Annotated in this window: 27 protein-coding genes, 1 tRNA gene and 1 pseudogene; 17 read left to right on the forward strand and 12 right to left on the reverse strand. The window is 54.9% G+C overall.

The features are described from left to right. Nucleotides 1–39: 39 nt before the first annotated feature. From yajC to queA, 3 genes are read right to left on the reverse strand one after another with little or no spacing between them, the layout of a single operon-like run. Nucleotides 40–375 carry a preprotein translocase subunit YajC gene (gene yajC / locus EGM97_RS00975; RefSeq protein WP_007956696.1) on the reverse strand — a complete coding sequence of 112 codons (336 nt, stop codon included), beginning with the start codon at nucleotides 373–375 and terminating at the stop codon, nucleotides 40–42. A 43-nt stretch (nucleotides 376–418) separates the two neighbouring features. Further along, complete coding sequence (gene tgt, locus EGM97_RS00980) at nucleotides 419–1,534, reverse strand: tRNA guanosine(34) transglycosylase Tgt (RefSeq protein WP_238961630.1); 1,116 nt, start codon at nucleotides 1,532–1,534, stop codon at nucleotides 419–421. A gap of 14 nt (nucleotides 1,535–1,548) precedes the next feature. Beyond that, entirely contained in the window at nucleotides 1,549–2,598 is a 1,050-nt protein-coding gene (gene queA / locus EGM97_RS00985) for a tRNA preQ1(34) S-adenosylmethionine ribosyltransferase-isomerase QueA (RefSeq protein ID WP_238961453.1), read from the reverse strand. Nucleotides 2,599–2,706: 108 nt separating this feature from the next. On the opposite strand from queA, the gene EGM97_RS00990 reads away from it, so the two are divergent. The 3 genes from EGM97_RS00990 (at nucleotide 2,707) to EGM97_RS01000 (ending at nucleotide 4,570) form a co-directional block, all read left to right on the forward strand. Next, nucleotides 2,707–2,791: transfer RNA gene (locus tag EGM97_RS00990), tRNA-Leu, on the forward strand. Nucleotides 2,792–3,146: 355 nt separating this feature from the next. Beyond that, the gene (locus tag EGM97_RS00995) at nucleotides 3,147–3,476 is read left to right on the forward strand and encodes a hypothetical protein (RefSeq protein WP_238961454.1); all 330 of its coding nucleotides are present in this window, start codon (nucleotides 3,147–3,149) and stop codon (nucleotides 3,474–3,476) included. Nucleotides 3,477–3,520: 44 nt separating this feature from the next. Beyond that, a complete protein-coding gene (locus tag EGM97_RS01000; RefSeq protein WP_238961455.1) occupies nucleotides 3,521–4,570 on the forward strand; it encodes a PD-(D/E)XK nuclease domain-containing protein in 1,050 nt (349 codons plus the stop codon). 87 nt (nucleotides 4,571–4,657) lie between these two features. Here the strand turns inward: EGM97_RS01000 and EGM97_RS01005 are convergent. Next, nucleotides 4,658–4,937 (reverse strand): annotated as a pseudogene (locus EGM97_RS01005) (phosphotyrosine protein phosphatase). A gap of 324 nt (nucleotides 4,938–5,261) precedes the next feature. Between EGM97_RS01005 and EGM97_RS01010 the strand changes: the two are divergent. The 3 genes from EGM97_RS01010 (at nucleotide 5,262) to EGM97_RS01020 (ending at nucleotide 10,059) form a co-directional block, all read left to right on the forward strand. Next, a complete protein-coding gene (locus EGM97_RS01010) occupies nucleotides 5,262–7,184 on the forward strand; it encodes an ATP-binding protein (RefSeq protein WP_238961456.1) in 1,923 nt (640 codons plus the stop codon). Between the two features lie 67 nt (nucleotides 7,185–7,251). Continuing rightward, nucleotides 7,252–8,352: a protein kinase domain-containing protein gene (locus EGM97_RS01015; protein WP_238961457.1), complete on the forward strand. Its 1,101-nt coding sequence runs from the start codon at nucleotides 7,252–7,254 to the stop codon at nucleotides 8,350–8,352. A gap of 15 nt (nucleotides 8,353–8,367) precedes the next feature. Beyond that, a complete protein-coding gene (locus EGM97_RS01020) occupies nucleotides 8,368–10,059 on the forward strand; it encodes a hypothetical protein (RefSeq protein WP_238961458.1) in 1,692 nt (563 codons plus the stop codon). Between the two features lie 179 nt (nucleotides 10,060–10,238). Here the strand turns inward: EGM97_RS01020 and EGM97_RS01025 are convergent, their stop codons facing one another. Next, nucleotides 10,239–10,598 (reverse strand): DUF6124 family protein, encoded by a 360-nt coding sequence (locus tag EGM97_RS01025; RefSeq protein WP_238961459.1) that lies wholly within the window; start codon nucleotides 10,596–10,598, stop codon nucleotides 10,239–10,241. Nucleotides 10,599–11,156: 558 nt separating this feature from the next. Here EGM97_RS01025 and EGM97_RS01030 point away from each other — a divergent pair. Together EGM97_RS01030 and EGM97_RS01035 are read left to right on the forward strand one after the other, a co-directional pair. Then, nucleotides 11,157–11,411, forward strand: a complete 255-nt coding sequence (locus EGM97_RS01030) for a type II toxin-antitoxin system HicA family toxin (RefSeq protein WP_238961460.1) — start codon at nucleotides 11,157–11,159, stop codon at nucleotides 11,409–11,411. Further along, the gene (locus EGM97_RS01035; RefSeq protein ID WP_238961461.1) at nucleotides 11,408–11,740 is read left to right on the forward strand and encodes a type II toxin-antitoxin system HicB family antitoxin; all 333 of its coding nucleotides are present in this window, start codon (nucleotides 11,408–11,410) and stop codon (nucleotides 11,738–11,740) included. The genes EGM97_RS01030 and EGM97_RS01035 overlap by 4 nt, the downstream gene beginning before the upstream one ends. A gap of 77 nt (nucleotides 11,741–11,817) precedes the next feature. Here the strand turns inward: EGM97_RS01035 and EGM97_RS01040 are convergent, their stop codons facing one another. Next, complete coding sequence (locus EGM97_RS01040; RefSeq protein ID WP_238961462.1) at nucleotides 11,818–12,177, reverse strand: DUF6124 family protein; 360 nt, start codon at nucleotides 12,175–12,177, stop codon at nucleotides 11,818–11,820. Nucleotides 12,178–12,591: 414 nt separating this feature from the next. Then, nucleotides 12,592–12,981: a MerR family transcriptional regulator gene (locus tag EGM97_RS01045; RefSeq protein ID WP_238961463.1), complete on the reverse strand. Its 390-nt coding sequence runs from the start codon at nucleotides 12,979–12,981 to the stop codon at nucleotides 12,592–12,594. A 72-nt stretch (nucleotides 12,982–13,053) separates the two neighbouring features. On the opposite strand from EGM97_RS01045, the gene EGM97_RS01050 reads away from it, so the two are divergent. Next, entirely contained in the window at nucleotides 13,054–14,124 is a 1,071-nt protein-coding gene (locus EGM97_RS01050; protein ID WP_238961464.1) for an SDR family oxidoreductase, read from the forward strand. A gap of 28 nt (nucleotides 14,125–14,152) precedes the next feature. On the opposite strand, the gene EGM97_RS01055 is transcribed toward EGM97_RS01050, so the two are convergent. The 3 genes from EGM97_RS01055 to EGM97_RS01065 all read right to left on the reverse strand — a co-directional run bounded on the left by EGM97_RS01055 (nucleotide 14,153) and on the right by EGM97_RS01065 (nucleotide 16,040). Continuing rightward, complete coding sequence (locus EGM97_RS01055; RefSeq protein ID WP_238961465.1) at nucleotides 14,153–14,641, reverse strand: DUF2442 domain-containing protein; 489 nt, start codon at nucleotides 14,639–14,641, stop codon at nucleotides 14,153–14,155. Between the two features lie 3 nt (nucleotides 14,642–14,644). Beyond that, nucleotides 14,645–14,878 (reverse strand): DUF4160 domain-containing protein, encoded by a 234-nt coding sequence (locus EGM97_RS01060; RefSeq protein ID WP_238961466.1) that lies wholly within the window; start codon nucleotides 14,876–14,878, stop codon nucleotides 14,645–14,647. 205 nt (nucleotides 14,879–15,083) lie between these two features. Further along, nucleotides 15,084–16,040 carry an AraC family transcriptional regulator ligand-binding domain-containing protein gene (locus EGM97_RS01065; protein ID WP_238961467.1) on the reverse strand — a complete coding sequence of 319 codons (957 nt, stop codon included), beginning with the start codon at nucleotides 16,038–16,040 and terminating at the stop codon, nucleotides 15,084–15,086. A 66-nt stretch (nucleotides 16,041–16,106) separates the two neighbouring features. On the opposite strand from EGM97_RS01065, the gene EGM97_RS01070 reads away from it, so the two are divergent. Both EGM97_RS01070 and EGM97_RS01075 read left to right on the forward strand, forming a co-directional pair. Next, nucleotides 16,107–16,961, forward strand: a complete 855-nt coding sequence (locus EGM97_RS01070) for a sterol desaturase family protein (protein WP_238961468.1) — start codon at nucleotides 16,107–16,109, stop codon at nucleotides 16,959–16,961. Then, the gene (locus tag EGM97_RS01075) at nucleotides 16,958–17,551 is read left to right on the forward strand and encodes an NADPH-dependent FMN reductase (protein WP_238961469.1); all 594 of its coding nucleotides are present in this window, start codon (nucleotides 16,958–16,960) and stop codon (nucleotides 17,549–17,551) included. Before EGM97_RS01070 ends, EGM97_RS01075 begins: the two co-directional genes overlap by 4 nt. A gap of 40 nt (nucleotides 17,552–17,591) precedes the next feature. On the opposite strand, the gene EGM97_RS01080 is transcribed toward EGM97_RS01075, so the two are convergent. Then, nucleotides 17,592–18,449 carry an AraC family transcriptional regulator gene (locus EGM97_RS01080; RefSeq protein ID WP_053152486.1) on the reverse strand — a complete coding sequence of 286 codons (858 nt, stop codon included), beginning with the start codon at nucleotides 18,447–18,449 and terminating at the stop codon, nucleotides 17,592–17,594. 101 nt (nucleotides 18,450–18,550) lie between these two features. Here EGM97_RS01080 and EGM97_RS01085 point away from each other — a divergent pair, with 101 nt between their 5' ends. Beyond that, on the forward strand, nucleotides 18,551–19,309 hold the full coding sequence (locus EGM97_RS01085; protein WP_238961470.1) for a hypothetical protein: 759 nt from the start codon (nucleotides 18,551–18,553) through the stop codon (nucleotides 19,307–19,309). Between the two features lie 51 nt (nucleotides 19,310–19,360). On the opposite strand, the gene EGM97_RS01090 is transcribed toward EGM97_RS01085, so the two are convergent. Continuing rightward, on the reverse strand, nucleotides 19,361–19,927 hold the full coding sequence (locus tag EGM97_RS01090) for a helix-turn-helix domain-containing protein (RefSeq protein WP_238961471.1): 567 nt from the start codon (nucleotides 19,925–19,927) through the stop codon (nucleotides 19,361–19,363). A gap of 150 nt (nucleotides 19,928–20,077) precedes the next feature. On the opposite strand from EGM97_RS01090, the gene EGM97_RS01095 reads away from it, so the two are divergent. From EGM97_RS01095 to EGM97_RS01115, 5 genes are all read left to right on the forward strand, one after another. Next, nucleotides 20,078–20,860, forward strand: a complete 783-nt coding sequence (locus EGM97_RS01095) for an aldolase (protein WP_238961472.1) — start codon at nucleotides 20,078–20,080, stop codon at nucleotides 20,858–20,860. 19 nt (nucleotides 20,861–20,879) lie between these two features. Then, nucleotides 20,880–21,767, forward strand: a complete 888-nt coding sequence (locus EGM97_RS01100) for a dihydrodipicolinate synthase family protein (RefSeq protein ID WP_238961473.1) — start codon at nucleotides 20,880–20,882, stop codon at nucleotides 21,765–21,767. 122 nt (nucleotides 21,768–21,889) lie between these two features. Then, a complete protein-coding gene (locus EGM97_RS01105; protein WP_238961474.1) occupies nucleotides 21,890–22,156 on the forward strand; it encodes a Rho-binding antiterminator in 267 nt (88 codons plus the stop codon). Nucleotides 22,157–22,298: 142 nt separating this feature from the next. Next, entirely contained in the window at nucleotides 22,299–23,483 is a 1,185-nt protein-coding gene (locus EGM97_RS01110; protein ID WP_238961475.1) for a colicin E3/pyocin S6 family cytotoxin, read from the forward strand. Beyond that, nucleotides 23,480–23,704, forward strand: a complete 225-nt coding sequence (locus EGM97_RS01115) for a DUF7683 domain-containing protein (protein WP_238961476.1) — start codon at nucleotides 23,480–23,482, stop codon at nucleotides 23,702–23,704. The genes EGM97_RS01110 and EGM97_RS01115 overlap by 4 nt, the downstream gene beginning before the upstream one ends. Nucleotides 23,705–23,886 lie beyond the last annotated feature (182 nt).

Here is a 23,886-nt window from a genome sequence, read left to right on the forward strand (position 1 = left end):
GCCTTGCGCGCCCCGTCGATTGAAGAGAAGTTTGAAACCTTAGATCGCTTTCAGCGTGCCTTTTGGCAGCGTGGCCGCGATAGCGCCCTTCTGGAACTTCATTTCAACAGTGTCGGACACTTCCAGTACCACGAAGTCATCGGCCACTTTGGTGATCTTGCCGGCGATACCACCGGTGGTCACCACTTCGTCGCCCTTCTGCAGGCTGCTGAGCAGGTTCTTCTGCTCTTTGGCGCGCTTGGCCTGTGGACGCCAGATCATCAGGTAGAAGATCACCAGGAAGCCGACCAGGAAAATCCACTCGAAACCGCCACCCATAGGCGCAGCTGCAGGGGCAGCGGCATCAGCCATGGCGTTAGAGATAAAAAAGCTCATTTAGCACTCCAGTTGCAAGTATTGAATCTTAGGATCGGAAAACTCAGTCCAAGGGCGGAACAGGCAACCCGCGCTTGGCATAGAAGGCCTCGACGAAGGCGGCCAATGTACCCTGTTGAATAGCCTCGCGCAAACCAGCCATCAGCACCTGGTAATGGCGCAAATTGTGGATCGTATTCAACATGCTACCGAGCATTTCGCCGCACTTGTCCAAATGATGCAGATAAGCGCGGGAGAAGTTCTTGCACGTGTAGCAATCGCAGGTTGGATCCAGCGGCGAATCATCATGGCGATGGAACGCGTTACGGATCTTCAGCACGCCCGTGTCGACGAACAGATGCCCATTGCGGGCATTACGGGTTGGCATCACGCAATCGAACATGTCCACCCCGCGGCGCACACCCTCAACCAGATCTTCCGGTTTGCCAACGCCCATAAGGTAACGAGGTTTGTCAGCGGGCATCTGGCCCGGCAGATAATCCAGCACCTTGATCATTTCGTGCTTGGGCTCGCCCACCGACAGGCCGCCAATCGCCAGGCCGTCAAAGCCGATCTTGTCCAGGCCTTCAAGCGAGCGCATGCGCAGGTCCTGGTGCATGCCGCCCTGGACGATGCCGAACAGCGCCGCGGTGTTGTCGCCGTGGGCGTTCTTCGAGCGCTGGGCCCAGCGCAACGACAGCTCCATGGACACCCGCGCCACGTCTTCATCGGCCGGGTACGGCGTGCATTCATCGAAGATCATCACGATGTCCGAGCCCAGGTCGCGCTGCACCTGCATCGACTCTTCCGGGCCCATGAACACCTTGGAACCGTCCACCGGCGAGGCGAAGGTCACGCCCTCCTCCTTGATCTTGCGCATGGCACCCAGGCTGAACACCTGGAAGCCGCCGGAGTCGGTCAGAATCGGGCCTTTCCACTGCATGAAATCGTGCAGGTCGCCGTGGGCCTTGATCACGTCCATGCCCGGACGCAGCCACAGGTGGAAGGTGTTGCCCAGGATGATCTCCGCGCCGATGGCCTCGATGTCCCGTGGCAGCATGCCCTTGACCGTGCCGTAGGTGCCCACCGGCATGAATGCCGGGGTTTCCACCGTACCGCGCGGGAAGGTCAGGCGACCGCGACGAGCCTTGCCATCGGTGGCGAGCAACTCGAAGGACATGCGACAGGTGCGACTCATACTGTTTCCTCGGGTCCGCGTGGCGCGGGGTTACGGGTGATGAACATCGCATCACCGTAGCTGAAAAAGCGGTATCCATGCTCGACGGCGGCCTTGTAGGCGGCCATGGTCTCGGGATACCCGGCGAACGCCGAAACCAGCATCAACAATGTGGATTCGGGCAAATGAAAGTTGGTGACCAGGGCATCGACCACATGAAACGGCCGGCCCGGATAGATGAAGATATCGGTATCGCCACTGAACGGCTTGAGCACGCCGTCGCGGGCGGCGCTTTCCAGGGAACGCACGCTGGTGGTCCCCACCGCCACCACCCGACCGCCACGAGCGCGACAGGCCGCTACCGCATCGACCACTTCCTGGCTCACTTCCAGCCATTCGCTGTGCATGTGGTGGTCTTCGATGCGCTCGACCCGCACCGGCTGGAACGTCCCGGCGCCGACGTGCAGCGTCACGAACGTGGTCTCCACGCCCTTGGCGGCAATCGCCTCCAGCAACGGCTGATCGAAATGCAGCCCCGCCGTCGGTGCCGCCACCGCCCCCAGGCGCTCGGCGTATACAGTCTGATAACGCTCGCGGTCCGAACCTTCGTCCGGGCGATCTATATAAGGAGGCAACGGCATGTGCCCGACACGGTCGAGCAGCGGCAACACCTCTTCGGCAAACGCAAGCTCAAACAACGCATCATGCCGCGCCACCATCACCGCCTCGCCCCCGCCGTCGATCAAGATCGACGAACCCGGCTTGGGCGACTTGCTGGAGCGCACATGGGCCAGCACGCGATGACTGTCCAGCACCCGCTCCACCAGAATCTCCAGCTTGCCGCCGGAGGCTTTCTGGCCAAACAACCGCGCCGGAATCACCCGGGTATTGTTGAACACCATCAAATCGCCCGGGCGCAAATGCTCAAGCAAATCAGTGAATTGACGGTGAGCCATGGCACCGCTGACCCCGTCCAGGGTCAACAGTCGACTGGCGCGACGCTCGGCCAGCGGGTGGCGAGCGATCAGCGAATCAGGGAGTTCGAAGGTAAAGTCAGCAACACGCATGATGGGGTTCGTCTAGCAGGGCCGGAAAGTCTAGCGGAAATATCAAAAATTGACCATGAAACGTGATTGACCAACGGTAGTCACCTCTCTATACTTCGCCGCCATTGAGCCCTGATGGCGGAATTGGTAGACGCGGCGGATTCAAAATCCGTTTTCGAAAGGAGTGGGAGTTCGAGTCTCCCTCGGGGCACCATCTTAAAGAAAGACCTTGAAATTCAAGGTCTTTTTTTTCGCCTGCAGGAAAGTAGTTTTTCGCGGCTAACGCAGATCCCAACCAATCTCCACCTGCTTTTGTGGCGAGGGGATTTATCCCCGCTGGGTCGCGAAGCGGCCCCAACCACCAAACCTGAGGCAAGGAAGAATCCGTGGCTAGCGAGAACCTGCTGCTAGTAAGCACCTGTGGCTAGTGAAAACCCGTGGCGAGGGAGCTTGCTCCCGCTTGAGCGCAAAGCGCTCACAAAAACCTCACAGCCACCACCGATGCTCCGCCTTACGACGCCCAGTTAACCCACCGCCCCTCCTCACCCGCCGACAAAGGATTTCACCCCATGGAATTGCTACTGGAAACAGTCGCTCTTTACTCCCTCAAACTGGCTTATGAAACAGAGGGCCACAGTCCGATTCTGCGGGATGATCCGTTGATGGGCGGATGTGATCGGGAGGTGTTTGGGTTGTTGATCCGCAGAGAAGACATCCAAGCTATCCAGGCGAAAGTGCAGCACTGCCTGGACTTGGCACTGGAAGCAATTGGAGGCAGCAACACAGCTTTGGGACGGGAATTGGGCCGGTTGGCAACTGACTTCAGCGCGACCCAGACGGTTGAGGAGCTTCGGAATCCGCTTCTAACCCTCAGGGATTACCTAAAAGATATCCAGTAAACCTGCGGAACCTGGCGCAACCCAACATCTTGGAGAAATACGTTTTGCTGAAATGGATCTCTGCATTTTTTTCCAGAAGCGGCGAGAAAGACACACTGGGTGAGTTAGTGATGGAGAACCGGCGCTGGCGCATGTTCGCCAAGGTCGGCTTCACCATATTGGTGTTCATGCCCATCCTCACCTACTGTTCCTGGATAGCCCCACGGTTTGAGGACTCAGGACTTACCAATCCCGCAGTGCTTGAGGTGATCAACAGCGAAGAGTATCAACAGGCAACCCGGGAGATCTTTGCTCTGCTCGACCTCTACAACCGAGGGGAGATAGGCCTGGACTCGCTGCGCGGTTTACAGGGTGTCCATCGAATTGGCGGCGTGACGGTCACTTTCAACCTGCAACTGGTTCCACGAGACGAGCCCAGGCAAGGAGGAGGCAGTAAATACAAGCTTGATAGCCAGTACAAAGTGACAGTCACCATAGGCTATCTAGTCTTGTTCCTGACTATCGAATTGTTTCTGATCGGGATAGCAATCTGCGTCATTTTCCAAAGACCACCGAAAGCGCAACGCAGGTTTGAGGAACAGATACTCCAAGAGCACTTCTCCTTTGATATGTCCGCGCTCCCCGACACCGAGGAGCGAGCCGACCAGATCATCGAGCGCATGCTGCTGCGTTTTCACCGTTTTGCGAAAGATCTGGAACACCGCCCACGCGGCCGAAAGGGCATCCAGCTCGACGATGAATACGACGTACAGTTTCTGATCAATGCAATACTAAGAATGCAGTTCGATAATGTAAAAGCTGAAGAGCCGGCCCCGAGCATGGCGGCGGGCGCAACTCGTGCAGACTTCTTCCTGCCTGAACACGGGCTCTTTCTTGAACTCAAGATGACCCGCGATGGCATGACGGCAAGATCGCTGGCGGACGAGCTTATTCTGGATATCGCACGCTATCGGGCCCATCCCGAATGCCATGCAATCATTTTCTTCGTTTATGACCCTCGCAGCCTGGTTAAAAACGCTGTGGCTTTGCGGACGGAGTTATCGGAAATTGCGGGTGAGTTGCCTGTGAGCTTGATCGTTTCGCCTAGCCACTGAAGGATGGGATGTCGCCTCCCCAGTGAGTTCGACTAAGCGTCTCAAACCTACGCTCGCTCAGATGCACAGATACGACGTCATCGCTCGCTAAAGCATGTCCACCAGCTCAGGGTCCAAGAAGCGATAGTCATCGGGAGTATCCAGAACGTGCAGCCGCTTGTGCTCAAGCAGCCAAGCGTACTCTGCCCGTAGACGATACTCGTGCTTACGCCCCATCACAAAAATGACATCGGCCCAACGGATATCCGTCGGGCCGATAGGCTTGCGTGCATTCGGGCTGGAGAACGAGTACTGAAGCCAGGACGCCGACGCCAGATCACCTCCCGGTATGGCTATGCCATTGGTTACGACTGCCCGTAGTAGCTATCGATTCGGGATCTTGGGATGAGATATGAGGGACGGGCCTATTTTTCCCTATAGAAAATGAACCAGTCCCTTCTCCCCCCGTTCAGAACGAGAGATTGAAAAATCCGTACAACCCAAAAGCCGTCAACACCAATGAAATGACACTGTCCAAGCGTCCATGTCTGTAGTAGCGTTATGCCGCCCCCCCTCTAAACCATGCGGGGCGAAGCCACACCTATCTCCGAGGCTAGAGTTATTGGTTGTATGTGGCTCACAGCGTTTGGGTTATGGGGAGGAACACATGACCCATTAGCGTCTCTTACAGCTGGATTCAAGGAGGAAACTAATGGAACAGGCATGCTTATTTGGACCAAAATTCTTAGAGAAGTTTGTCGGACGTAATATTCTTTACGACCCTAAGGTAGCCATTGTCGAATTAATCGCAAATTCATGGGACGCCGGCGCAAGCGAAGTCAGAATAATTTGGCCGACCACGGAAAATGAACAAAATTTTTCCATCAGTGACAACGGCACCGGAATGTCCGAGGAAGAATTCATTTCTCGTTGGCGAACATTGGCGTACGACAGAATTTCCTCTCAGGGCGATAATATAACTATAAACAATAAAAAACGTACCGTTTTCGGTAAAAATGGAATAGGCAGGTTCGCAGGTTTCTGTTTTGGAGAGCGTTACATCGTGGAGTCCGCACATAACGGGACGTTCATTCAATACGAAGTGACTATAGAGAATATCTCAACACCCTTCAGAACAAATAAATTAAAATCAGAAAAAACCTCACGCCCTAACGGAACTCGAATTTTCGTACCCGACGCCACTCCTTCTAGAATACCAGAAAGTACGATTTTGTCTGAAGTAGGCATGAGATTTTTGACAGACCCCTCGTTTTCTTGTTATGTAAATGGCGTCAAAGTTAACTTTTCCAACATCCCCGAAACAAACATATCGATTAACGAAATCACTCTCGAAGATGACAAAAAACTAAAAATAACAATAATTGATACCATCGAGTCTGATAAAACGACAAAACAGCACGGCGTAGCATGGCATGTAAATGGTCGATTAGTAGGTGAAGCGAACTGGAAAGATAATGGCTTCGACGAAATAATTGACGGAAGATCTGCAGAAGCCAAACGTCATACTTTTATTATCGATGCAGACTTCCTTAACAAAAACGATTCAATAAGGGCCGACTGGACAGGATTCAACGAAACACAAGATTTTATTAAAGCCCGAGATGCGAGCTTTGAATTCATAAAAGCTCACATCTTAGGTCAGACACAACAAAAGCGCGACCAAACTTTAAGCAACATCAAGCAAAAGCAAAATATCCAAATAAGCAACTTAACCCCTCTACGAAAAGAACGTTGGGAAAAAGTAATAACTAAGGTTCAAGAAGAATGCCCCAGCCTTTCAGAGAAAGACCTATTAAAAATTTCAGAAATACTTGTAAGCCTAGAAAAATCAGACAATAAGTACTTATTAATAAGCAAGCTTCACGAGCTAAAGCCGGACCAGCTTGATAGTTTACACAACATCCTCAACGACTGGAGCCTAGATTTAGCCAAAGAAGTATTAGATGAACTTCAAATCCGCCTTAAACTTCTTGACGAGTTAAAAGAAAGAGTTTTAGACACCAACACTAGAGAAGTACAAGATTTACAACCACTTTTCCATCAAGGCCTTTGGATTTTCGGACCCGAGTATGAAACTATTGAGTTCACTTCAAACGAAGGAATGACGAAAGTAATACAGAGGCTTTTCAAAGCTGACGATACGGGAAGCAAAAATCGTCCAGACTTCGCGATCCTTCCAGACAGCACCGTTGGGACATATTGCTATCCAACATATGATAGTGACGGCGGCGAAATAGGCATTGACAAACTGGTAGTAGTAGAACTTAAAAAACCAGGGGTAGCAATTAGCACAGAAGAAAAAGCTCAATGCTGGAAGTATGTGAGCGAGCTAATGAAAAAAGGACTCATAAGTCGATCGACTAGAGTTATGTGTTTTGTCTTAGGCAACGAAGTAGACCCCTTTGAGAAAGAAGCTCGTCGTGACAATGATAACTGCATCATCCAACCCATGGACTATCAAATTGTTATAGCAAGGGCTAAAAGCCGCCTGTTAAAACTTTACGATAGAGTCAAGGGAGCACCATTTTTAGAAGAGCAACGCAACACGCTTGAACAGCTAACACAAAATCAACTTCCATTTTTAGAAGATGATAATATTTATGCTACTCAGTAAATCCAGACCGAAAATTGAAGCCTCTGCAGAATGACATTCCACCTAATCCATATGTAGGGAATTACTAATGAGCACAACTAATGTAAACCCAGCAGAGCGGCTAAGCGGTGCTACCTTGGAAGGAGGTTGGGAAGTAGGAAATATGATTCCTACTGGACGTCGCAGCGGGGGCACGGGTGGGTTTTTCTCTGTTTCATATGAGGTAGCAAGTGGTGAACGAAAAGCATTTTTGAAGGCTTTCGATATATTGACCCCCATTAATAAAGCAGTGGCCGCTGGGGAAACATTCACCACTACGCTCCTAGCTCATTTGCAGGCTTACGAATTCGAAACCAAGCTTCATTCGATATGCGCCGATAAAAACATGAAAAGAATTGTTAAAATATTGGCTCACGGGCAGATAAATTTACCTCCATTTCCTGGCGAGCAAATTAGCGCCGTACCGTACATGATAATGGAGTTAGCAGATGGTGGAGACGTAAGAAATTATATAGGTAGCTCTGAGTACATTGACTTGTCGGTAAAACTATACTATCTGCGGGATGTAGCATCGGGAATAATTCAGTTACACGGAGCTGAAATCGCCCATCAAGATCTCAAGCCTTCCAATGTAATGATTTTCGGCGGTGCCACGGCTAAAATCGGAGATTTGGGCCGTGCAAGCAAACGCGATATAAATAGCAGTAATGACCTTTATAAAATAGCTGGAGATTATGCATATGCGCCTCCAGAACAACTGTATGGCTATCCATTAGACAATTGGTATGACCGACGCCAAAGATGTGACTTATATCAATTTGCATCACTAATAAGCTACTTACTATTTTCCACGAGCCTGAACACCATATTGAAGAATAGGCTCCCCTTAGAATTGGTACCAATAGCATGGGGGGGAAATCACGCTTCCTACCTCGACGCGCTTCCACATTTAATAAAAATATTCAATGAGGTTCTTCAAGAGTGGGAAAAAGAACTTCCTACTTGGCTAGCTCCCGAGATCATCGACATTCTTCAGCAATGTGGTACACCTTCATTCAGTGAGAGAGGCTCAAGAAAAACCTTAGGTGCCCAGCCGTCTAATCTCGGGCTTAACAGGTTTGTCTCACAGTTCGACAGACTTGGTTTCAAAGCGACTATTGAAGCTCGTAAAATCTTAAGAAATCAATAAATTCTGAGGTGCACCATGAAGCATCTTGACACGGATAGAGATGTATTACCTGCCTGGATGACGTCACACAGTGTGGCGGGCATGCCTGAATTAAAGTCAGTGAGAAAAAACAAAGCACAATTCAGCATAGAAAAATCTGCACCAGGCATTCTTGAAGAGTTTTACACTACTCAAACGGTCGGCATAGCCACAGAACTCCTCAATGTCGCGATTATAGAAAACGATCGAGAAAGTGTCGAAATAGCTTCAAAATACCTTAAAGACAAACGTCTTCTTTCGCCATCATTAGTAAAACTTTTGCACGATCCTTGGAACCCTCAAATCTCGGAGCATTCCATCCCCACCGAACATCCTATAGCAAAATTAAAAAGACAACTTAAATTCTCAAATAACAATCCTCTTATATGGGCAGACTTATCTAGGGAATATGCCATTTTTGGAGAAAAAGAACGCTCGATAAAAGCAATGTTAGCCGCATTACATTATGCAAATGATCACCGTTGGGTGAGTCGTATTGGGGCTAGAGTGTTTGTACACTTCAACGAACCTGACCGGGCTCACAACACACTTCTAAAAAACCCCAACATACGATCTGACCCTTGGCTGATTGCTACCGAAATGGCTGTTTCCCGCAAAGCCAATAAACACTCAAAACTACTATCAATAGGAAAAAATTTATTAGATTCTAACATTCCACCTATACACATGTCTGAGCTAGCAAGTTCTTTTGGAACCCTAGAACTGTTAAATGGCGCAGAAAAAAAGGCAAGAAATTTTTTCAAGCAATCGCTACTAGATCCTAACCAAAATTCTTTAGCTCAGGCTAAATGGGCTGAGCGAAACTCAAGACTAAAAAGATTAGTTGATGTACCGTTAGATTCACATGTAGTTGCTTACGAAGCTCAGTATTGGGAGGCCTATAGCAAGCAAGATATTCCGCTTGCAATAGACTTTGCTAAAGCATGGTACAACCAAGAGCCTTACTCAAGTGGACCAGCTATCGCAATTTCCTATTTAGCAGCCCTGTTAGACGACTATGATTTACTACTAAAAATCACAACCAAAGGTCTAGTTGCCAATCCACATAACGCAACGCTAAAATTAAATCAAATATTCGCATGGATGGCAAGTACTGACCTAAGCCAAACCGCCAGAGAAACACCTGGACTCATTGAAAAACACCTACGCACTCTTAACTCATTAGCAGAAAACGATGATTGGTCACTAAAAGCGCATGCACTAGCGAATACCGGAATGTTTTACTACCGCATAGGCCACTTAGAGACTGGACGGCAACAATATAATTTAGCTGAAGAAATATATGAAACACGTGCTCCAAACTTAAGATTGGAACTGTTGGTCAACCATTTGCGAGAAGCTTTAATATCAGATGCAAGCTGCTCTTCAGAAATATTGGTAAAAACTGCTGAACTTACAAAGAAGCTAAATCCCACGGAAAATCCTGGAGCATTTTTTTACTTTAAGAAAATCGAAAAACTATCCGACAGAGCCGGCAGCTGGATATCTAAATTTAAAAAAGAAGGAACCACAAAGCTGCTTGCAAAGGAGCTGAGCAATGAACTCCACAGCACAAAAACAGAGCATATAAATCTAGAATCTAAGTTTTGGTTACCTGAACATTTTTCTAGCAAAGAAATCTTTCGCCCATTCACTCTAAGCGGCGACCCCAAAAAAAACAAACCCTGATACCACCATGAAGACGCGCATGAAAACCGAGCTAAAAGACTCTACCTAACAAACACCAACAAGTAGTTTAATAAATCATATAAATACGGTTGCAGCAAATAAAACCGATGTTAAAAATAGCAAGCCTGACCGGACATAGAAGACTTACAACTGTCGGACCTTGTATGTCCGGACATCTGCTACCTCATCTCAGTAATATCCAACGCCCGATTCGCCATCAGCTCACTCAGCTCAATCACCTGCTGAATCCCCAACGCCACACGCCGTCGCGATCCATCCATATCGGACGCCAAGTCACCGAGCATGGCATTGGCCGAAGCCAGGTTCTCACTGAGGCTGGCAAGCAAACACTCAGAATCCACATCAGCCGCAATGCGAAAAATTGTGTTGGGATTGTCGGACGTTTCTTTCTGAGGCTTGGGCTTGAGGTAGTAATCCAACGCTCGCGTGGCTGCGTCGTCGAGTTCTTTTTTCCTGGCGGACTGGACGCGGGATACGGAGTCGTCTGTCCCTGGGGGATTTGGAGTAATTTTTGCCATCAACTTAGGTTCCTGTAAGTGAGGCTGAAACCTCCTCGCGACTAAACGAGGGGGCGGCAGCTGTACGCAGGTTAGTCGACCGGTGAACCTAAGAATCCCGGCGCGCCCGAGGGCGCCCTGCGTACAGCCACCATCGGTACAGGAACAGCAAAGCCTGACGGACAGGGACGTGTTACGCCTTAGGTTGAGACGGGCGACTAAACCCGATCACTGATGAGCAGTGACAGGACTCAAACTACCGACACGGCCCAGGGCGCACAAGCCGGCGGATTCTGGCGTAGTTGTAGGCAAAGGCGCAAGGCGATGTCGGGCGATAACGCGAAAGCTGGGTCGACGCGGATATTCTGACCGCACCATGGGGTGTCGACCTACGCTGGCGCTGCCTCCCTTCAACAATCACTCCTTTCATAGACGCGAATCCCCTTGGCTGAGGTGTAAAGAGCAGCCACGCACCATGGGCCTCAATGCACTCCCGTCCGCGATAAGCATGGAGACATGACAGTTCCTTCCTTTCAAACTGGCTAGATAGTGCTATCTTTTTTTGATAGCATCAGCCGCATGAAAAACAGGCACCGGAAAACCCTTGAAGCGATCCACCGCACGCCAACGAGCGCGGCGATAGTGTTTGCTGACATTGAAGCCTTGGTGATCCATCTGGGTGGCCAAGTGCTGGAGCGCGAAGGTTCGCGGATCAAGCTGGTGCTGGGTGGGGCCCAATGGCGTTGCCATCGGCCACACCCTGGGAAAGAGGCCAAGAAATATCAGGTAGAAGAGGCTCGCGAATTTTTCCAGCGGGCAGGAGTTGAGCTATGAACAGCATGACCTATAAGGGCTATACAGCCCGAATTGAGTTTGATGAGCGTGATGACATTTTCGTCGGTCGGATTCTGGGCGTGCGTGACATCATCAGTTTTCACGCTGATTCCGTGACCGAGCTGCGTGCCGAGTTTGCCAGTGCTGTTGAGGATTACCTGGCGGACTGTGCCGAGCAAGGCATCAGCCCTGAGAAGCCTGCCTCCGGCAAGGTGATGCTGCGCATTCGTCCTGAGGTGCATGCTGCCGCTACCATTGCGGCTCAAACCGCCGGCAAAAGCCTGAACCAGTGGGCTGATGAGGTGTTTGAGCGCGCAGCGCACGCCTAACATTCGGTACACGGACTGATTGAAAAAGGTCTTGCTAAGCAAGACCTTTTTTCTTGCTGTTGAACGCCGCCGGCCCGCTACCTCACCTCAACAATATCCAACGCCCGATTAGCCATCAGCTCACTCAGCTCAATCACCTGCTGAATCCCCAACGCCACACGCCGTCGCGAGCCATCCAGATCGGACGCCAGATCACCAATCATGGCATTGGCCGAAGCCAGGTTCTCACTGAGGCTGGCAAGCAAACACTCAGAATCCACATCAGCAGCGATGCGGAAAATGGTATTGGGATTGTCAGACGTTTCTGTCTGAGGCTTGGGTTTGAGGTAGTAATCCAACGCTCGCGTGGCTGCGTCGTCGAGTTCTTTGTTTCGCGCTGACTGAACGCGGGATACGGAATCGTCTGTCCCTGGGGGATTTGGAGTAACTTTTGCCATCGTCTTGCTTCCTGTAGTGGGAGCCGTCACCCGCTCGCGACTAAACGATGGGAGGCAGCTGTACGCAGGTTAGTCGACCGGGGAAACAAGAAACCGGCGCGTCCGAGGACGCCCTGCGCACAGCCACCATCAAGTGCAGGGATGGGGATTCCTGACTGATGAAGCGTTGTGCGACTTACTCGGCGAGCTGCTAAACCCGATCACTGATGAGCAGTGACAGGACTCAAACTACCGACACCCCCCAGGGCGCACAAGCCGGCGGATTCTGGCGTAGTTGTAGGCAACGGCGCAAGGCGATGTCGGCTGAGCGTGGGAGGAAGGATCTGATCGCACCACAGACGTCAGCCAATTCTGACGCTGCTTTCTCTTCGACGAGCGTAAGCAATGATTTGCGGAGCTTCTGAAGAGCAACGATCAGTTGGCAGAGCTGTTCATCCGCTGAAGCTCAAGTTGCCTGGCAGCACTGGCCTCAAGGTTCGCACGCTCCTGATCCAGATACTGATAAATGCCCTGGAGGTTGGCGATTTTCTGTTTGATCTCCGCCATCTTCTTTTCAATCAGCTTGGCGCCTTCAGCACAGTCGATCAGCTGGTTGCGTTGCGCATTCAGGATCTCGCCTATTTCCCCCAGGGAAAACCCCATGCTTTGGGCGCGCTGGATAAAGTCCAGGTCCTGCAGGGTTTGCGCTGAGTAATCGCGATAGTTGTTGGTTCGCCGCTGCGGTGAGATCAGGCCGATTTGCTCGTAGTAACGCAGCGTATGGCGGCTGGCGCCGCTGCGGGTTTCGAGTTCGCCGATTTTCATGAAAACACCGCTTGACTGTAGAGTTGGGTCGACAGTTTACGCTTGGCTCCTCACCTTAACCAGGAGCAGGAAATGAGCGTGGAGTGCTTTGTCACGGGGGGTACCGGCTTTATCGGTCAACATTTGGTGGCGAACCTGAGTGCCAAAGGTCACACCGTTCGGGTGTTGATGCGTCGCCCGAAGCGACTGGCGGCACTGCGCGAGCAAGTCGAGCATTTGGGCGGGAATGCGTCCCGGGTATTTGCCGTCGCGGGCGATCTGGAACAGGACAACCTCGGGTTGAGTCTTGTGGACCGGGAAGTGCTCAGACAGGCCAAAGTCGTGTTCCACTTGGGCGCGCACTTCGCTTGGGGGCTGTCATTGGAGCAGGCGCGTGCGGTGAATGTGGAAGGGGCGAAGCGTGTGGCGCTGTTGGCAACTGAGCAAAACAGCCGGTTGGTGATGATCGGCGGCTACATGCTGAAGAACCATGAACATCTGCAACGCATTGGCATCGATCCTCGTTATCCACAGCTGACGGATTGGCCTGCGGTCTACCGGCGTGTCGGCAGTTACGAGGCGAGCAAACTGGAGGCGCATTTTGCGACCCTGGCGCTCATGTCCGCCAAGGGCGGGGAGATGACCGTGATCCACCCCTCGACGGTGTGTGGCCACAGCCGCACGGGGCATATCCTTGACGGTCAGCCGCTGGTGGCGCTGATCCGCAACCTGGTGCAGGGAAAGCTCACCGCAGTGCCCGGTACAGCCGAGCACTGGCTGCCCATGGTCACCGTGGATTATCTGGTCGAGCTGGTAGCGGCCAGTGCTTTTGATCCTGCCATGGCGGGCCAGGAGTTGCTGGCGCTCGATGCCCAGACGCCCAACTTGCGAGAACTCCTGGCAGAGGTGGCGCAACCCATTGGCTTGAAGTCTCCCAAGCATTACATTCCGCTGCGATTGCTGAAGTGGCTACTGAAGATTTCTCCCATTGCGCGGTTCATGAATACCAGCGTCGAAGCCTTGGACTTTATCCAGACCACGCGCTTTGATACGGCGGCGGTTGAGCAATTTGCCAACCGGCATGGGATAGCCAAGCCGGATATACGGGAGTCTTTGCAGCACACTGGGATATTCGTCCACTCCCATCGTCTAGTCGCCCGCTGACGTTAGCTCACTCGGCAGGCGCTGCTGATCAGCAACCCGTCTGCTGGGTCTTTGAGCTTCCAGCTTTTGCCACTCTCTTGCGTTTGTATTCAAACTCCCAGCCCTTACAGGCCAGGGCCACGTGCTTGGGAATCAGAGAAGTGCCACTGCTGTAGGCGGTAATGGTACGACGGGTAAAGCCCAGCTCCTGTGCGGCGGTTGTCAGCGAAAGTTTGTTGGCAGCCATCCAGCCTTTGAATGCCTGAGTAGGCATCACCTCACCGGCCTGCTCCAACGCCAATCGATGCAAGGTGATAGCCGCCAATTCCAGGTCATCACCCCAGCTCACATCGAACCCCCATTCGCCCACCTGCGCGGTCCCGAACAAAGACAGGTCTTCCAGGGGCTTGAGCACCGGAAACTGGCGAATATATTCGCGCAGGTCCACGTCATAGCGCTTTCCGTTGACGAACTCCACCTGCAACGCATGTTTGCCGGGGACAGGTTTGACGCTTTTGATTTTGGCTTTGCTGATCATGTGTCAGCTCCTCCGGTTCTGTTCATTCCACACGCGTTGCAGGTCAACCGTGTGATTTGCCGCCCAGGCCAAAGCGGCTTTCAGGGCTTTTGGAGTCGCCCCTTTACCAAGCACCTTTAACCCGTCGATCTCCACCAGCGACTCGCCATCGGGCGTTTGCACGTGGAAGTGCGGCGGCGCGTGATCGTCCGGGTAGATTTTTATTTTCCAGTTACGGTCGCTATGTACGGTGGCCATGCTTTGCATGCTAGGGAAAATTTTTCTCTAGCACAAGGACACTCATCGAATGGGCTGAGAAAGATCTTTTTTTCGAGCCAGGACCTCAGTCGGCTCACTGTCGGACATCGGCGCGAACGAGGTGCTTACTCATATCACCAGTCACGGGCGAGACAAGGCTCGGCTGGCTACGCCTGAGGCGCGCAGCTAAAGCAAAACCGAGTCGTTACGACCGCCACCGACCTCGCGCATGCAGATACGCCGCCGTATCGCTATACCCCAACCGTGCGGCAATCTCCGCCAGCGGTTCGCCTTGCATCTCCAGGTGCAGTTCCAGTTCGGCGCGTACTTGATCGAGTACTTGTCGGAAGGTGGTGTCCTGCTCCTGCAAACGCCTGCGTAGCGTTCGCGGCGTGTGGTTCAGCGCCTGGGCCACGCTGACCAGGCTGGGCACTTCGTTTCGCCCCAACGCACGCCACACGCTTTCAGCCACCGTTGCCGACCAGCCCGTGAAATGTCGATGGGCGCAGATGCGGCGGTCCAATTCCTGGGTCAGCAGTTCCAGCATGCCGTGATGACGCGTCTGCATCGGCAGCGTCGCGGTTTGGTCGTGGAAGTAGAAGCGGTTGGCCGGGCAATCGAATTCCAGGTGTTCGCCGAACCACTGGACATACCGGGCATGGTACGGCGGCCGCGAATGGGCGAACTGCGCCAGGATCGGTTTGACCGGCTGGCCGGTCCCGCGCTGCAGTTGCGTGACGGCCATGACCCCGTAGTGCTCGACGATGTAGCGCGCCACTTCGGTGGGCGCATTGACCCGCAGTTCGATGCCCATGCCCTTTTCATCGTCCAGCAGGCGCATGCTGTCCGCGTCCGACGCCAAGGGCACGTACTTGGCCCAAAGGCGCAAGGCTGACAAGACGTCCGGACTGTAGAGGCAAAGGTACGCCAGGACGTGCACGTCCTGGGGGGTGAACACCGAGAAGAGTTTCAGGCCGATGGCCGGGTCGATATTCGCAGCGTCGCGCCACAGCTGGTCCAGCTCGACGAGGCTGTAGTCTCGGTTCTTGCCAGGGGCCTGGGCATCCAGGTAACGCTCCAGCACTTGGCCGAGCTTGCCACGGTGAAAGCGCTGCGCCGAGCGATTGGCCGCTGTTTCCGTGATTCTGTCCGTTTCGCGCATAGGGAGCACCGAGCCCTCGGTTTCTAATGAAATGGCATTGCCCTTTGGGCCTAATTCGAGAGTGCCATGAATACAACAATGCTCGCTAATCATCCAACGCTCATCGTGGCCGGGATCTTCCTCGCCTTCGTGTTACTGGAGCTCGCCTGCTCCGCGTTCAAGCAATCAACCGGCAGCCGGCGTGACGTACTCATAGAGGCGATTGGCTCCGGCATCCTGGTGACCATCACGTTTCCCACGGTGATGTGGTTGAGTGCAAAGATCCTCAGCCTCGCCGTGCCGGAGATGAAAGATGCCCTCGTTGCCCTGCCCTGGGTGGCCGGGTTCGCCCTGTTCCTGCTACTGGACGACATGACGCAATACTGGTGGCATCGCCTGACGCATCGAGTGCCGGTGTTGTACGCCTTGCACCGGGCGCATCATTCCGCGCCGTACATGAGCATCCGCATCGTCTATCGCAATAACAGTTTCTATTACTTGCTGATGCCCGGTATCTGGCTCAGCGGCATGTTGATCTACCTGGGCCTGGCGCCGGTGTATTACATCTACCTGATCGTGAAGATGACGGTCATTTTTGCCGCCCACAGCAGCGTGCCATGGGATGAAAAGCTCTACCGGATCCCGGCGTTGCGCCCTGTGGCCTGGGTGCTGGAGCGCGTCATCTCCACCCCTTCCACGCACTCGGCGCATCACGGCCTGACCGCCGAAGACGGCGTCACCCATTACAAAGGCAACTTCGGCAACCTGCTGTTCGTCTGGGACATGCTGTTCGGAACGGCCAAGATCACCCGGCGACGCCCGCCCGCCTACGGTATTGAAAACCTGTCGCCGATCAGCTGGACCGAGGAATTGTTCTGGCCCCTGGCACGCCGCCGTCATGCCAAACCTGCAGCCAAGACAAATGAGGAGGTAGCCCCGTGAATCGCCATTTAGTCATCATCGCCGGTTCCCAGCGAGAGGGCAGTCAATCCTCGAAAGTGGCCGAATACCTATATCGCCGGATAGATGAACTTGAGCTTTTCGATTCCGCTGAGGTGATAGACCTGGCACGCCAGCGGCTCCCCCTTTGGCCGCAAGAAGATACCCAGTCCATTTGGAACTCACTGCAATCAAGCCTCAGGAAGGCGACGGCGTTAATCGTTATCTGTCCTGAGTGGAATGGCATGGCGTGCCCTGCCTTGAAGAACTTCTTCGTGTATGCGGGCATCGAGGAACTCGGTCATAAGCCGGCCCTACTGGTGGGCGTGTCTGCAGGCCTTGGAGGCGCTTACCCGATTTCGGAGTTACGGGCTTCGAGTTATAAAAACTGCCGAATCGTTTACTTGCCAGAGCACCTCATTATCAGAAACGTGGAGTCGGTCATGGAGGGTGATACGCCGATTGGAGAAGAGGATAAGCGGATGCGCAAGCGCGTGGATTGGGTGTTGCGGATGCTGGGCCAATATGAAGCGGCGTTTTGTTCGATACGTATTGCAGTGACCCAAGTGCCGGGGTTCTCTTCAGGAATGTGATAAACCAGCGCAACGTCCGCGAGCCCGATCCGACACTTGATCAACGGCCGGCTGCCAACCACTCCCGAGGCGACACTCCCACCTTGGCTGTAAAAGCCCGCGACAGCGCCGACGGCGTCGTATAGCCAAGCTCTTCGGTCAAACGCTTGATGGACTCACCTTGGCGCAAGCGGCTCTGGGCCAGGGCGATACGCCAGCTGGTCAGGTAGTCGGCGGGGGTTTGGCCGACCACATCGCGAAAGGTGTTGGCGAATGCCGTGCGTGACAGGCACGCGCGTTCCGCCATGCGCTCCAGGGTCCAGGCGGCGCCGGGGTCTTCGTGGATGGCCACCAGAGCGCGGGCCAGGCGTGGGTTGGAGAGCCCGGCGATCAGGCCTGGCCGGATGCCGGCTTCATGCTGGTGGTCGAGCAGCCAGCGCAACAGTTGCAGCACCACGACTTCGAACAGTCGGTCGGCAAGCATCCGTTGGCCGCAACGCACATGGTCGGTCTCGGCGAACAGCAACTCCAGGGCGGCATGCAGGCCTGGGACCTGAGCCAGCGGCAAGGCAATCAACGGAGGCAGCGCCCGGGCCAGGGGATTGAGTGAACCGCCCTCGAACATCAGTCGGGCACAGGTGAAGTCGGCACCTTCCGCTGGGGGATTGTGGAATTGATGGGTGAGCGGGCAGGGATAGAACAGCAGCGAAGGCTCTTCGAAGCGCATCGAGGGCAGGCCTTGCCCACCGGAGTGGGTGACTTTCAATTGGCCCCGGCGCAGCACATGCAGGTAACCGAACCCTTCCCGCGCATCGAAGCGATTCACACCGCACAGGGCGCCGGTGTGATGCAACTGCGCCTGCACGCGGAAATGGTCGAGGATGCCGGAGAGGCGATCGATGGTCGGATGTGTTTGCATTCTGAACGAATCGCTACGTTATGTGTACGTTAAGAGCCAAATAGTACAGATCGTGCCCCTACACTGCCAGCACCACACATCACTTGGCAGAAGGGCCCATTATGAAACTCACTCGATCCCACCTCCTTTGCGCTTCGTTGCTGCTTGGCTTGAGCGCCAGCGTCAGCGTCAGCGCCCATGAAACAGCCCATCAAGGCGGCACCGTCAGCCAACCAATGAAATCCGTGCAGGCGCCGTTCGATATCGTCCATACGAAGATCACGACCCAAGGCAACGTGGCGATCTTTCACATGGCGGTGTCCGGCAAGGCCGGCAAGGTACACCCCGCGGCCAGCGGCAAGCTGGCAGGCAGTACCGTGTTCTCCTATGTCTGGCCCACCAGCCTGGATCCTTCAGTCATCGGTTTCGAGCCAAAGTCCGGGATCCTGGCGTTCGCCGTCACCTCACACCCGGACTTCGACGACACGCCGCTGTTCGACGAGAACCACGACGGGCGCCTGGATAACGATGGTGACCTTTGGCATTCCCACTGGGTGGTGCTGCAGCCCGACCCGGCCTGTGGAAAAGATTCACTGAAAGTGGTGGACATTCCCGAAGGGGCCAAGCCCCGTGTGCCGAAGACTTGGCCGGGGCTGCCGATCCTGATCGACAGCCCCGGTTGGACCCCGACCATCACCCGGCAAACCGTCGAAGTGCGGGTGCCGTTCGACGACATCGGCGCGATAGAGGCCGGTGCTTTCGACGGCGTCACGGCGGCCCTGCGGGTAAACGCCAGCGTGCACAACCCGCTGCTGTGCGTGGCCGACGTGTTCAAGGTGGCGTCGGGCGATCTGTCCCTGCCCGGCAAGGTCAATCAGTGAAATCGGCCCGCCCGGCGCCGGGCGGGCTCGCATTGGCGGAGTGACGCGGCGTTATGCGTCCTCCCCCTTCTCCGCCGATTCATCGCTGTGCACCACCACCAGCAACTGCGCCTGAACATCTCCCACCGAACGCAGGCGATGGGGCTTTTGTGCGTTGAAGTGCAAGGCATCGCCGCGGTTCAGCAGCACGCGCTCGTTCATGAAATCCACTTCCACCTGGCCCTCGTGGACGAACAGGAACTCCTCCCCCGTGTGTTCCTTGAACGCGTGGTGCGCGGTGAATTCGCTGGCGGGATAGAGGATGAAGGGCAGCAGGCTGCGCTCGGATACCTGATGGGCCAGTACCGCGTATTCGGAGCTGCCGCTGTTCGCCGCCAGCGATTGACGGTCTTCACAGCGCACCAGGCTGTAGCTGTCGAGCGAGACGTTTTCTTCGGAGAACAATTCCTCGACCTTCACGTTCAGCGCCTTGGCGAGCTTGAGCGCCGTGGCGATGGAGGGTGTGCTCAGCCCTCGCTCCACCTTGGACAGGTAGCTTTTGGTCATCCCGGTTTTCTCGGCCAGGACGTCCAGTGTCATCCCGAGTTTTTTCCTGAGCAATTTCAAGCGAATGGACATAGGTAACCAACATTTCCAGAGAAACGGACAATCTGCGATTGCAAATGACACTTTGTGTCATATAGTCTATTTAGTGTCATTAGCACCTTCCTTTCACAGCTTCCATGACGCGGATCAAGAACGGTCAAAGAACGAATCAGGAGAACGGATATGAGCAAGACACTGGCGACACCCAAGGACCAGCTGGTCCAACAGGCGGTCAACCAAATGCAAAAAACACTGCCGGATAATACGTGGACTGTACGACAAAAGCTGGCACTGACCTGCCGCATCCTGTTCGAGAACGGCCACGACTCGGGCCTGGCCGGGCAGATTACCGCGCGCGGGCCGCAACCGGGCACCTACTACACCCAGCAATTGGGCCTGGGGTTCGATGAAATCACCGCCGGCAACCTGCTACTCGTCAATGAAGACTTGGAGGTGCTGGAGGGCCATGGCATGCCCAACCCGGCCAACCGGTTTCACACCTGGGTCTACCGTGCCCGGCCGGATGTGAACTGCATCATCCACACCCACCCGACCCACATCGCCGCGCTGTCGATGCTGGAAGTGCCTTTGCAGATTTCCCACATGGACCTCTGCCCGCTGTACGACGACTGCGCCTTCCTGGAAGGCTGGCCGGGCGTGCCCGTGGGCAACGAGGAAGGCGAGTTGATCGCCGGTGCCCTGGGCGACAAGCGCGCCATCCTGCTTTCCCACCACGGCCAGTTGTCCACCGGGGCCACCGTGGAAGAGGCCTGCAACATCGCCCAACTGATCGAACGCGCCGCGAAGCTGCAATTGCTGGCGATGGCCGCCGGCGAGGTGAAACCGATCCTGCCCCACCTGGGCCGCGAAGCCCACGACTGGATCGCCCGGCCCAAACGTCACGCGGCCGCCTTCAACTACTACGCCCGGCAGAACCTGCGCCAACACGCCGATTGCCTGAACTGAACCCACCAGGAGCCAAGCCATGTCTACCCCAAATATCCACGGCATCATCGGTTACACCATCACGCCCTTTTCCGCCGACGGCCAGAACCTTGATCTCGATGCATTGGGCCGATCCATCGACCGTCTGATCGACAGTGGCGTCCACGCCATCGCGCCCCTGGGCAGCACCGGCGAAGGCGCCTACCTGAGCGATGCGGAGTGGGATCAGGTCAGCGAATTCAGCATCGCTCGCGTCGCGGGCAGGGTGCCGACCGTGGTCAGCGTGTCTGACCTGACCACCGCCAAGGCGATCCGCCGTGCGCGTTTTGCCCAGGCCCATGGCGCCGATGCGGTGATGGTATTGCCGGCCTCCTACTGGAAACTGAGCGAGGCGGAAATCCTCGCGCACTACCAGGCCATCGGCGACAGCATCGACCTGCCCATCATGCTGTACAACAACCCCGCCACCAGTGGCATCGACATGTCCGTGGAGCTGATCCTGCGGATTTTCAACGCGGTGGAAAACGTCACCATGGTCAAGGAAAGCACCGGCGACATCCAGCGCATGCACAAGCTGCAATTGCTGGGTGAGGGCCAGGTGCCGTTTTACAACGGTTGCAACCCACTGGCGCTGGAAGCCTTCGCGGCCGGCGCGAAGGGCTGGTGCACTGCCGCGCCGAACCTTATCCCGCAGCTCAACCTCGACCTGTACGCCGCCGTGCTCGCCAACGACCTGAGCCAGGCCCGGACGTTGTTCTATCGTCAGCTGCCGCTGTTGGACTTCATCCTCAAGGGTGGCTTGCCCGCCACCATCAAGGCCGGTTTGCGCAACCTCGGGCTGGAGGTCGGCGACCCGCGCCTGCCGGTGTTCCCGCTTGATGAAACGCGCAACGCCCAACTGCAGACGATGTTGAAAGAACTGCTCTGATCCTGCGGGCAGCCCTTGCGACCGGATAGATGGCGCCCATGGACGCCATCTATCCGAGAGCGTCGAGGGCTACGCTTGCCAGGGCTACGTTATTCCCACACTGCAACGTTGCGAGGCACGAGATGCGTACCTACAAACCCTTGGACTGTGATCTGCATGACTATCTGGAAATTGCCTGCCTATACGGCTATGCGCTGGACATCGAACTGACTGGCGGCCAGCGGTTGACAGCCCGTGCGATCACCACGCGCACCTCGCCGACGCGGGAGGAATTTCTCGAAGTCGAAACCGCTGATGGTCGCCTGGAGATTCGCCTCGATCGGTTGTTGGCGATAACACCACAGAATGCGAACGCCAGGTTTGGCCGTGTCGTGCTGGCAAATGGCTGAGGGCTGCATCAGGTCTCTAACCGCCGCCTCTACCTGCATTGAGGAAAACGGACCAATCACTCACAGAAACCTCCTACATCTCCCTCCATAGCTCCCGCGTTAGCGTCTGTCCTGCCTTTTATCGGACGAGACGCACCACGTCGTGACACGCAAACAAGACATTCCCCAAGTCCGAAACCCGCCCGGTGGTGACGGGCATTACGTCACCTATCGAGACATGAGCGCCACCGAACTGGCCGAGCGCGAAACCCGACAGCGGGCTTATGAAGCCATGCTTGCCCGACAGGCCGCCTACGTACAGGCGCGCTGGGCCACAGCGGATAACAAACCATTATCCAGCGTAACCGGAAGCGTGTTTGCCAAAAGCTGCATGCTCCCCGACGGCATCATCGATTACAGCAACCCCAACGGCTACGTCCCGGCAGACCTGGTCAAACAGTACGGCGATCTGATGTGGCTCGGCGGCCGGAGCGCCGATCCGTCCGGCACGCTACCCCTCAAGCAGATCGGTGCGGGTGCGGTTCCGGCGACGTTGGGCAGGCTCGCGCTGGGCGGCTCGGCAGCTTCTACGGCGGCGGCTACCGGCGGCACCGTTGGCGCAGCGCTACTGACTGGCATCGTTGCCCTGCTCTGGCCCTCCAGCCTGGGCGACAGCGCGCTCTATAGCGAAGACCAGCTAAGAAACCTCAAGCAAGCCCGCAGCCGTATGCGCCTGAGCATCGAACAGCAAGCCGACGGGAGTCTCAAGGGCTACGGGTTCTACACAGGCCAGAATCGCGACTGGGAAATGGTCGACGTTGTCCAGTTCACCCCACGAGCCGACCAGTTCGTCGCTGACCTGGGCGATGGCGTCGAACTGATCTGGACGCCGGCTACCGATCCGTCCGACACCCTTGGCATTCCAGCCCTGGAGGCTGCGCCTCAGGCACCGCCTGTATGGATCTACCCGCCGACACCGATGGCTGACAGCGTTATTGTCGACCCGATTTATCCGCCGGAGTACAGGGACTTCATTCTGGTGTTTCCGGCGGATTCGGGGGTTCGGCCGGTTTATGTAGTGGTGAGTACTGCTCATCACGACTATCACCCAAAACCAGACTCCCTTCCTGCCTTTCCAGATACAAAATGGGCGCAACCCAAGACACACATGAAAGGTGGGGGGTTACGCCCACGCTGGAAGGATCGTGACAAATTTATATATGAGTGGGACTTTCAACATGGCGCATTGGAAAAATATAACAAGCGAGGCAAGCACTTAGGTGAGTTCGACCATGTTACGGGGACCCAAACCAAACCAGCCAACCCGACGAGGTGGATAGAACCATGAAACACAAAATAATGGGTGTTATTGACGGAGATGATTTCGCCACATACGAAACAGCGCTTGGCATCGACGGCGAAGCCCTGGCAAAAATAATGAACTGGAGCCAGAAAGAAGATCATTTGTACGACTATGAGCTCAGTGCTGCTCAAATTGAAGCCTTGGAAAAAGCGTGCTCAATCGAGCTTCCTCGCAACTTGTTGCTTTTCCTGACCAGTAGCAATTAGTTAGCAGCGGGTCATGATCCTTTACGATGAAGTGAGTTGGGCGGTTTGGGGGCTGCTACGCAGCCCCGCGGGAGAATTGCCCGCCGTCCCCTTTCGATAAGTGCCGGCGTGCGTCCGTCGTCAGGACGGCGGATAGGCCTCGTTGAACACCTTGCAAAATCTTCCGCCTGCGAAAAGAGCAG

This window comes from Pseudomonas sp. AF32 (genome assembly GCF_022342325.2).
GTDB lineage: Bacteria > Pseudomonadota > Gammaproteobacteria > Pseudomonadales > Pseudomonadaceae > Aquipseudomonas > Aquipseudomonas uvaldensis.

Excerpts from the sequence above, each read along its gene's own strand:
- yajC (WP_007956696.1), bottom strand. The coding sequence starts at position 375 with ATGAGCTTTTTTATCTCTAACGCCATGGCTGATGCCGCTGCCCCTGCA.
- tgt (WP_238961630.1), bottom strand. The coding sequence starts at position 1,534 with ATGTCCTTCGAGTTGCTCGCCACCGATGGCAAGGCTCGTCGCGGTCGC.
- queA (WP_238961453.1), bottom strand. The coding sequence starts at position 2,598 with ATGCGTGTTGCTGACTTTACCTTCGAACTCCCTGATTCGCTGATCGCT.
- EGM97_RS00995 (WP_238961454.1), top strand. The coding sequence starts at position 3,147 with ATGGAATTGCTACTGGAAACAGTCGCTCTTTACTCCCTCAAACTGGCT.
- EGM97_RS01010 (WP_238961456.1), top strand. The coding sequence starts at position 5,262 with ATGGAACAGGCATGCTTATTTGGACCAAAATTCTTAGAGAAGTTTGTC.
- EGM97_RS01015 (WP_238961457.1), top strand. The coding sequence starts at position 7,252 with ATGAGCACAACTAATGTAAACCCAGCAGAGCGGCTAAGCGGTGCTACC.
- EGM97_RS01020 (WP_238961458.1), top strand. The coding sequence starts at position 8,368 with ATGAAGCATCTTGACACGGATAGAGATGTATTACCTGCCTGGATGACG.
- EGM97_RS01025 (WP_238961459.1), bottom strand. The coding sequence starts at position 10,598 with ATGGCAAAAATTACTCCAAATCCCCCAGGGACAGACGACTCCGTATCC.
- EGM97_RS01030 (WP_238961460.1), top strand. The coding sequence starts at position 11,157 with ATGAAAAACAGGCACCGGAAAACCCTTGAAGCGATCCACCGCACGCCA.
- EGM97_RS01035 (WP_238961461.1), top strand. The coding sequence starts at position 11,408 with ATGAACAGCATGACCTATAAGGGCTATACAGCCCGAATTGAGTTTGAT.
- EGM97_RS01040 (WP_238961462.1), bottom strand. The coding sequence starts at position 12,177 with ATGGCAAAAGTTACTCCAAATCCCCCAGGGACAGACGATTCCGTATCC.
- EGM97_RS01045 (WP_238961463.1), bottom strand. The coding sequence starts at position 12,981 with ATGAAAATCGGCGAACTCGAAACCCGCAGCGGCGCCAGCCGCCATACG.
- EGM97_RS01050 (WP_238961464.1), top strand. The coding sequence starts at position 13,054 with ATGAGCGTGGAGTGCTTTGTCACGGGGGGTACCGGCTTTATCGGTCAA.
- EGM97_RS01055 (WP_238961465.1), bottom strand. The coding sequence starts at position 14,641 with ATGATCAGCAAAGCCAAAATCAAAAGCGTCAAACCTGTCCCCGGCAAA.
- EGM97_RS01060 (WP_238961466.1), bottom strand. The coding sequence starts at position 14,878 with ATGGCCACCGTACATAGCGACCGTAACTGGAAAATAAAAATCTACCCG.
- EGM97_RS01065 (WP_238961467.1), bottom strand. The coding sequence starts at position 16,040 with ATGCGCGAAACGGACAGAATCACGGAAACAGCGGCCAATCGCTCGGCG.
- EGM97_RS01070 (WP_238961468.1), top strand. The coding sequence starts at position 16,107 with ATGAATACAACAATGCTCGCTAATCATCCAACGCTCATCGTGGCCGGG.
- EGM97_RS01080 (WP_053152486.1), bottom strand. The coding sequence starts at position 18,449 with ATGCAAACACATCCGACCATCGATCGCCTCTCCGGCATCCTCGACCAT.
- EGM97_RS01085 (WP_238961470.1), top strand. The coding sequence starts at position 18,551 with ATGAAACTCACTCGATCCCACCTCCTTTGCGCTTCGTTGCTGCTTGGC.
- EGM97_RS01090 (WP_238961471.1), bottom strand. The coding sequence starts at position 19,927 with ATGTCCATTCGCTTGAAATTGCTCAGGAAAAAACTCGGGATGACACTG.
- EGM97_RS01095 (WP_238961472.1), top strand. The coding sequence starts at position 20,078 with ATGAGCAAGACACTGGCGACACCCAAGGACCAGCTGGTCCAACAGGCG.
- EGM97_RS01100 (WP_238961473.1), top strand. The coding sequence starts at position 20,880 with ATGTCTACCCCAAATATCCACGGCATCATCGGTTACACCATCACGCCC.
- EGM97_RS01105 (WP_238961474.1), top strand. The coding sequence starts at position 21,890 with ATGCGTACCTACAAACCCTTGGACTGTGATCTGCATGACTATCTGGAA.
- EGM97_RS01115 (WP_238961476.1), top strand. The coding sequence starts at position 23,480 with ATGAAACACAAAATAATGGGTGTTATTGACGGAGATGATTTCGCCACA.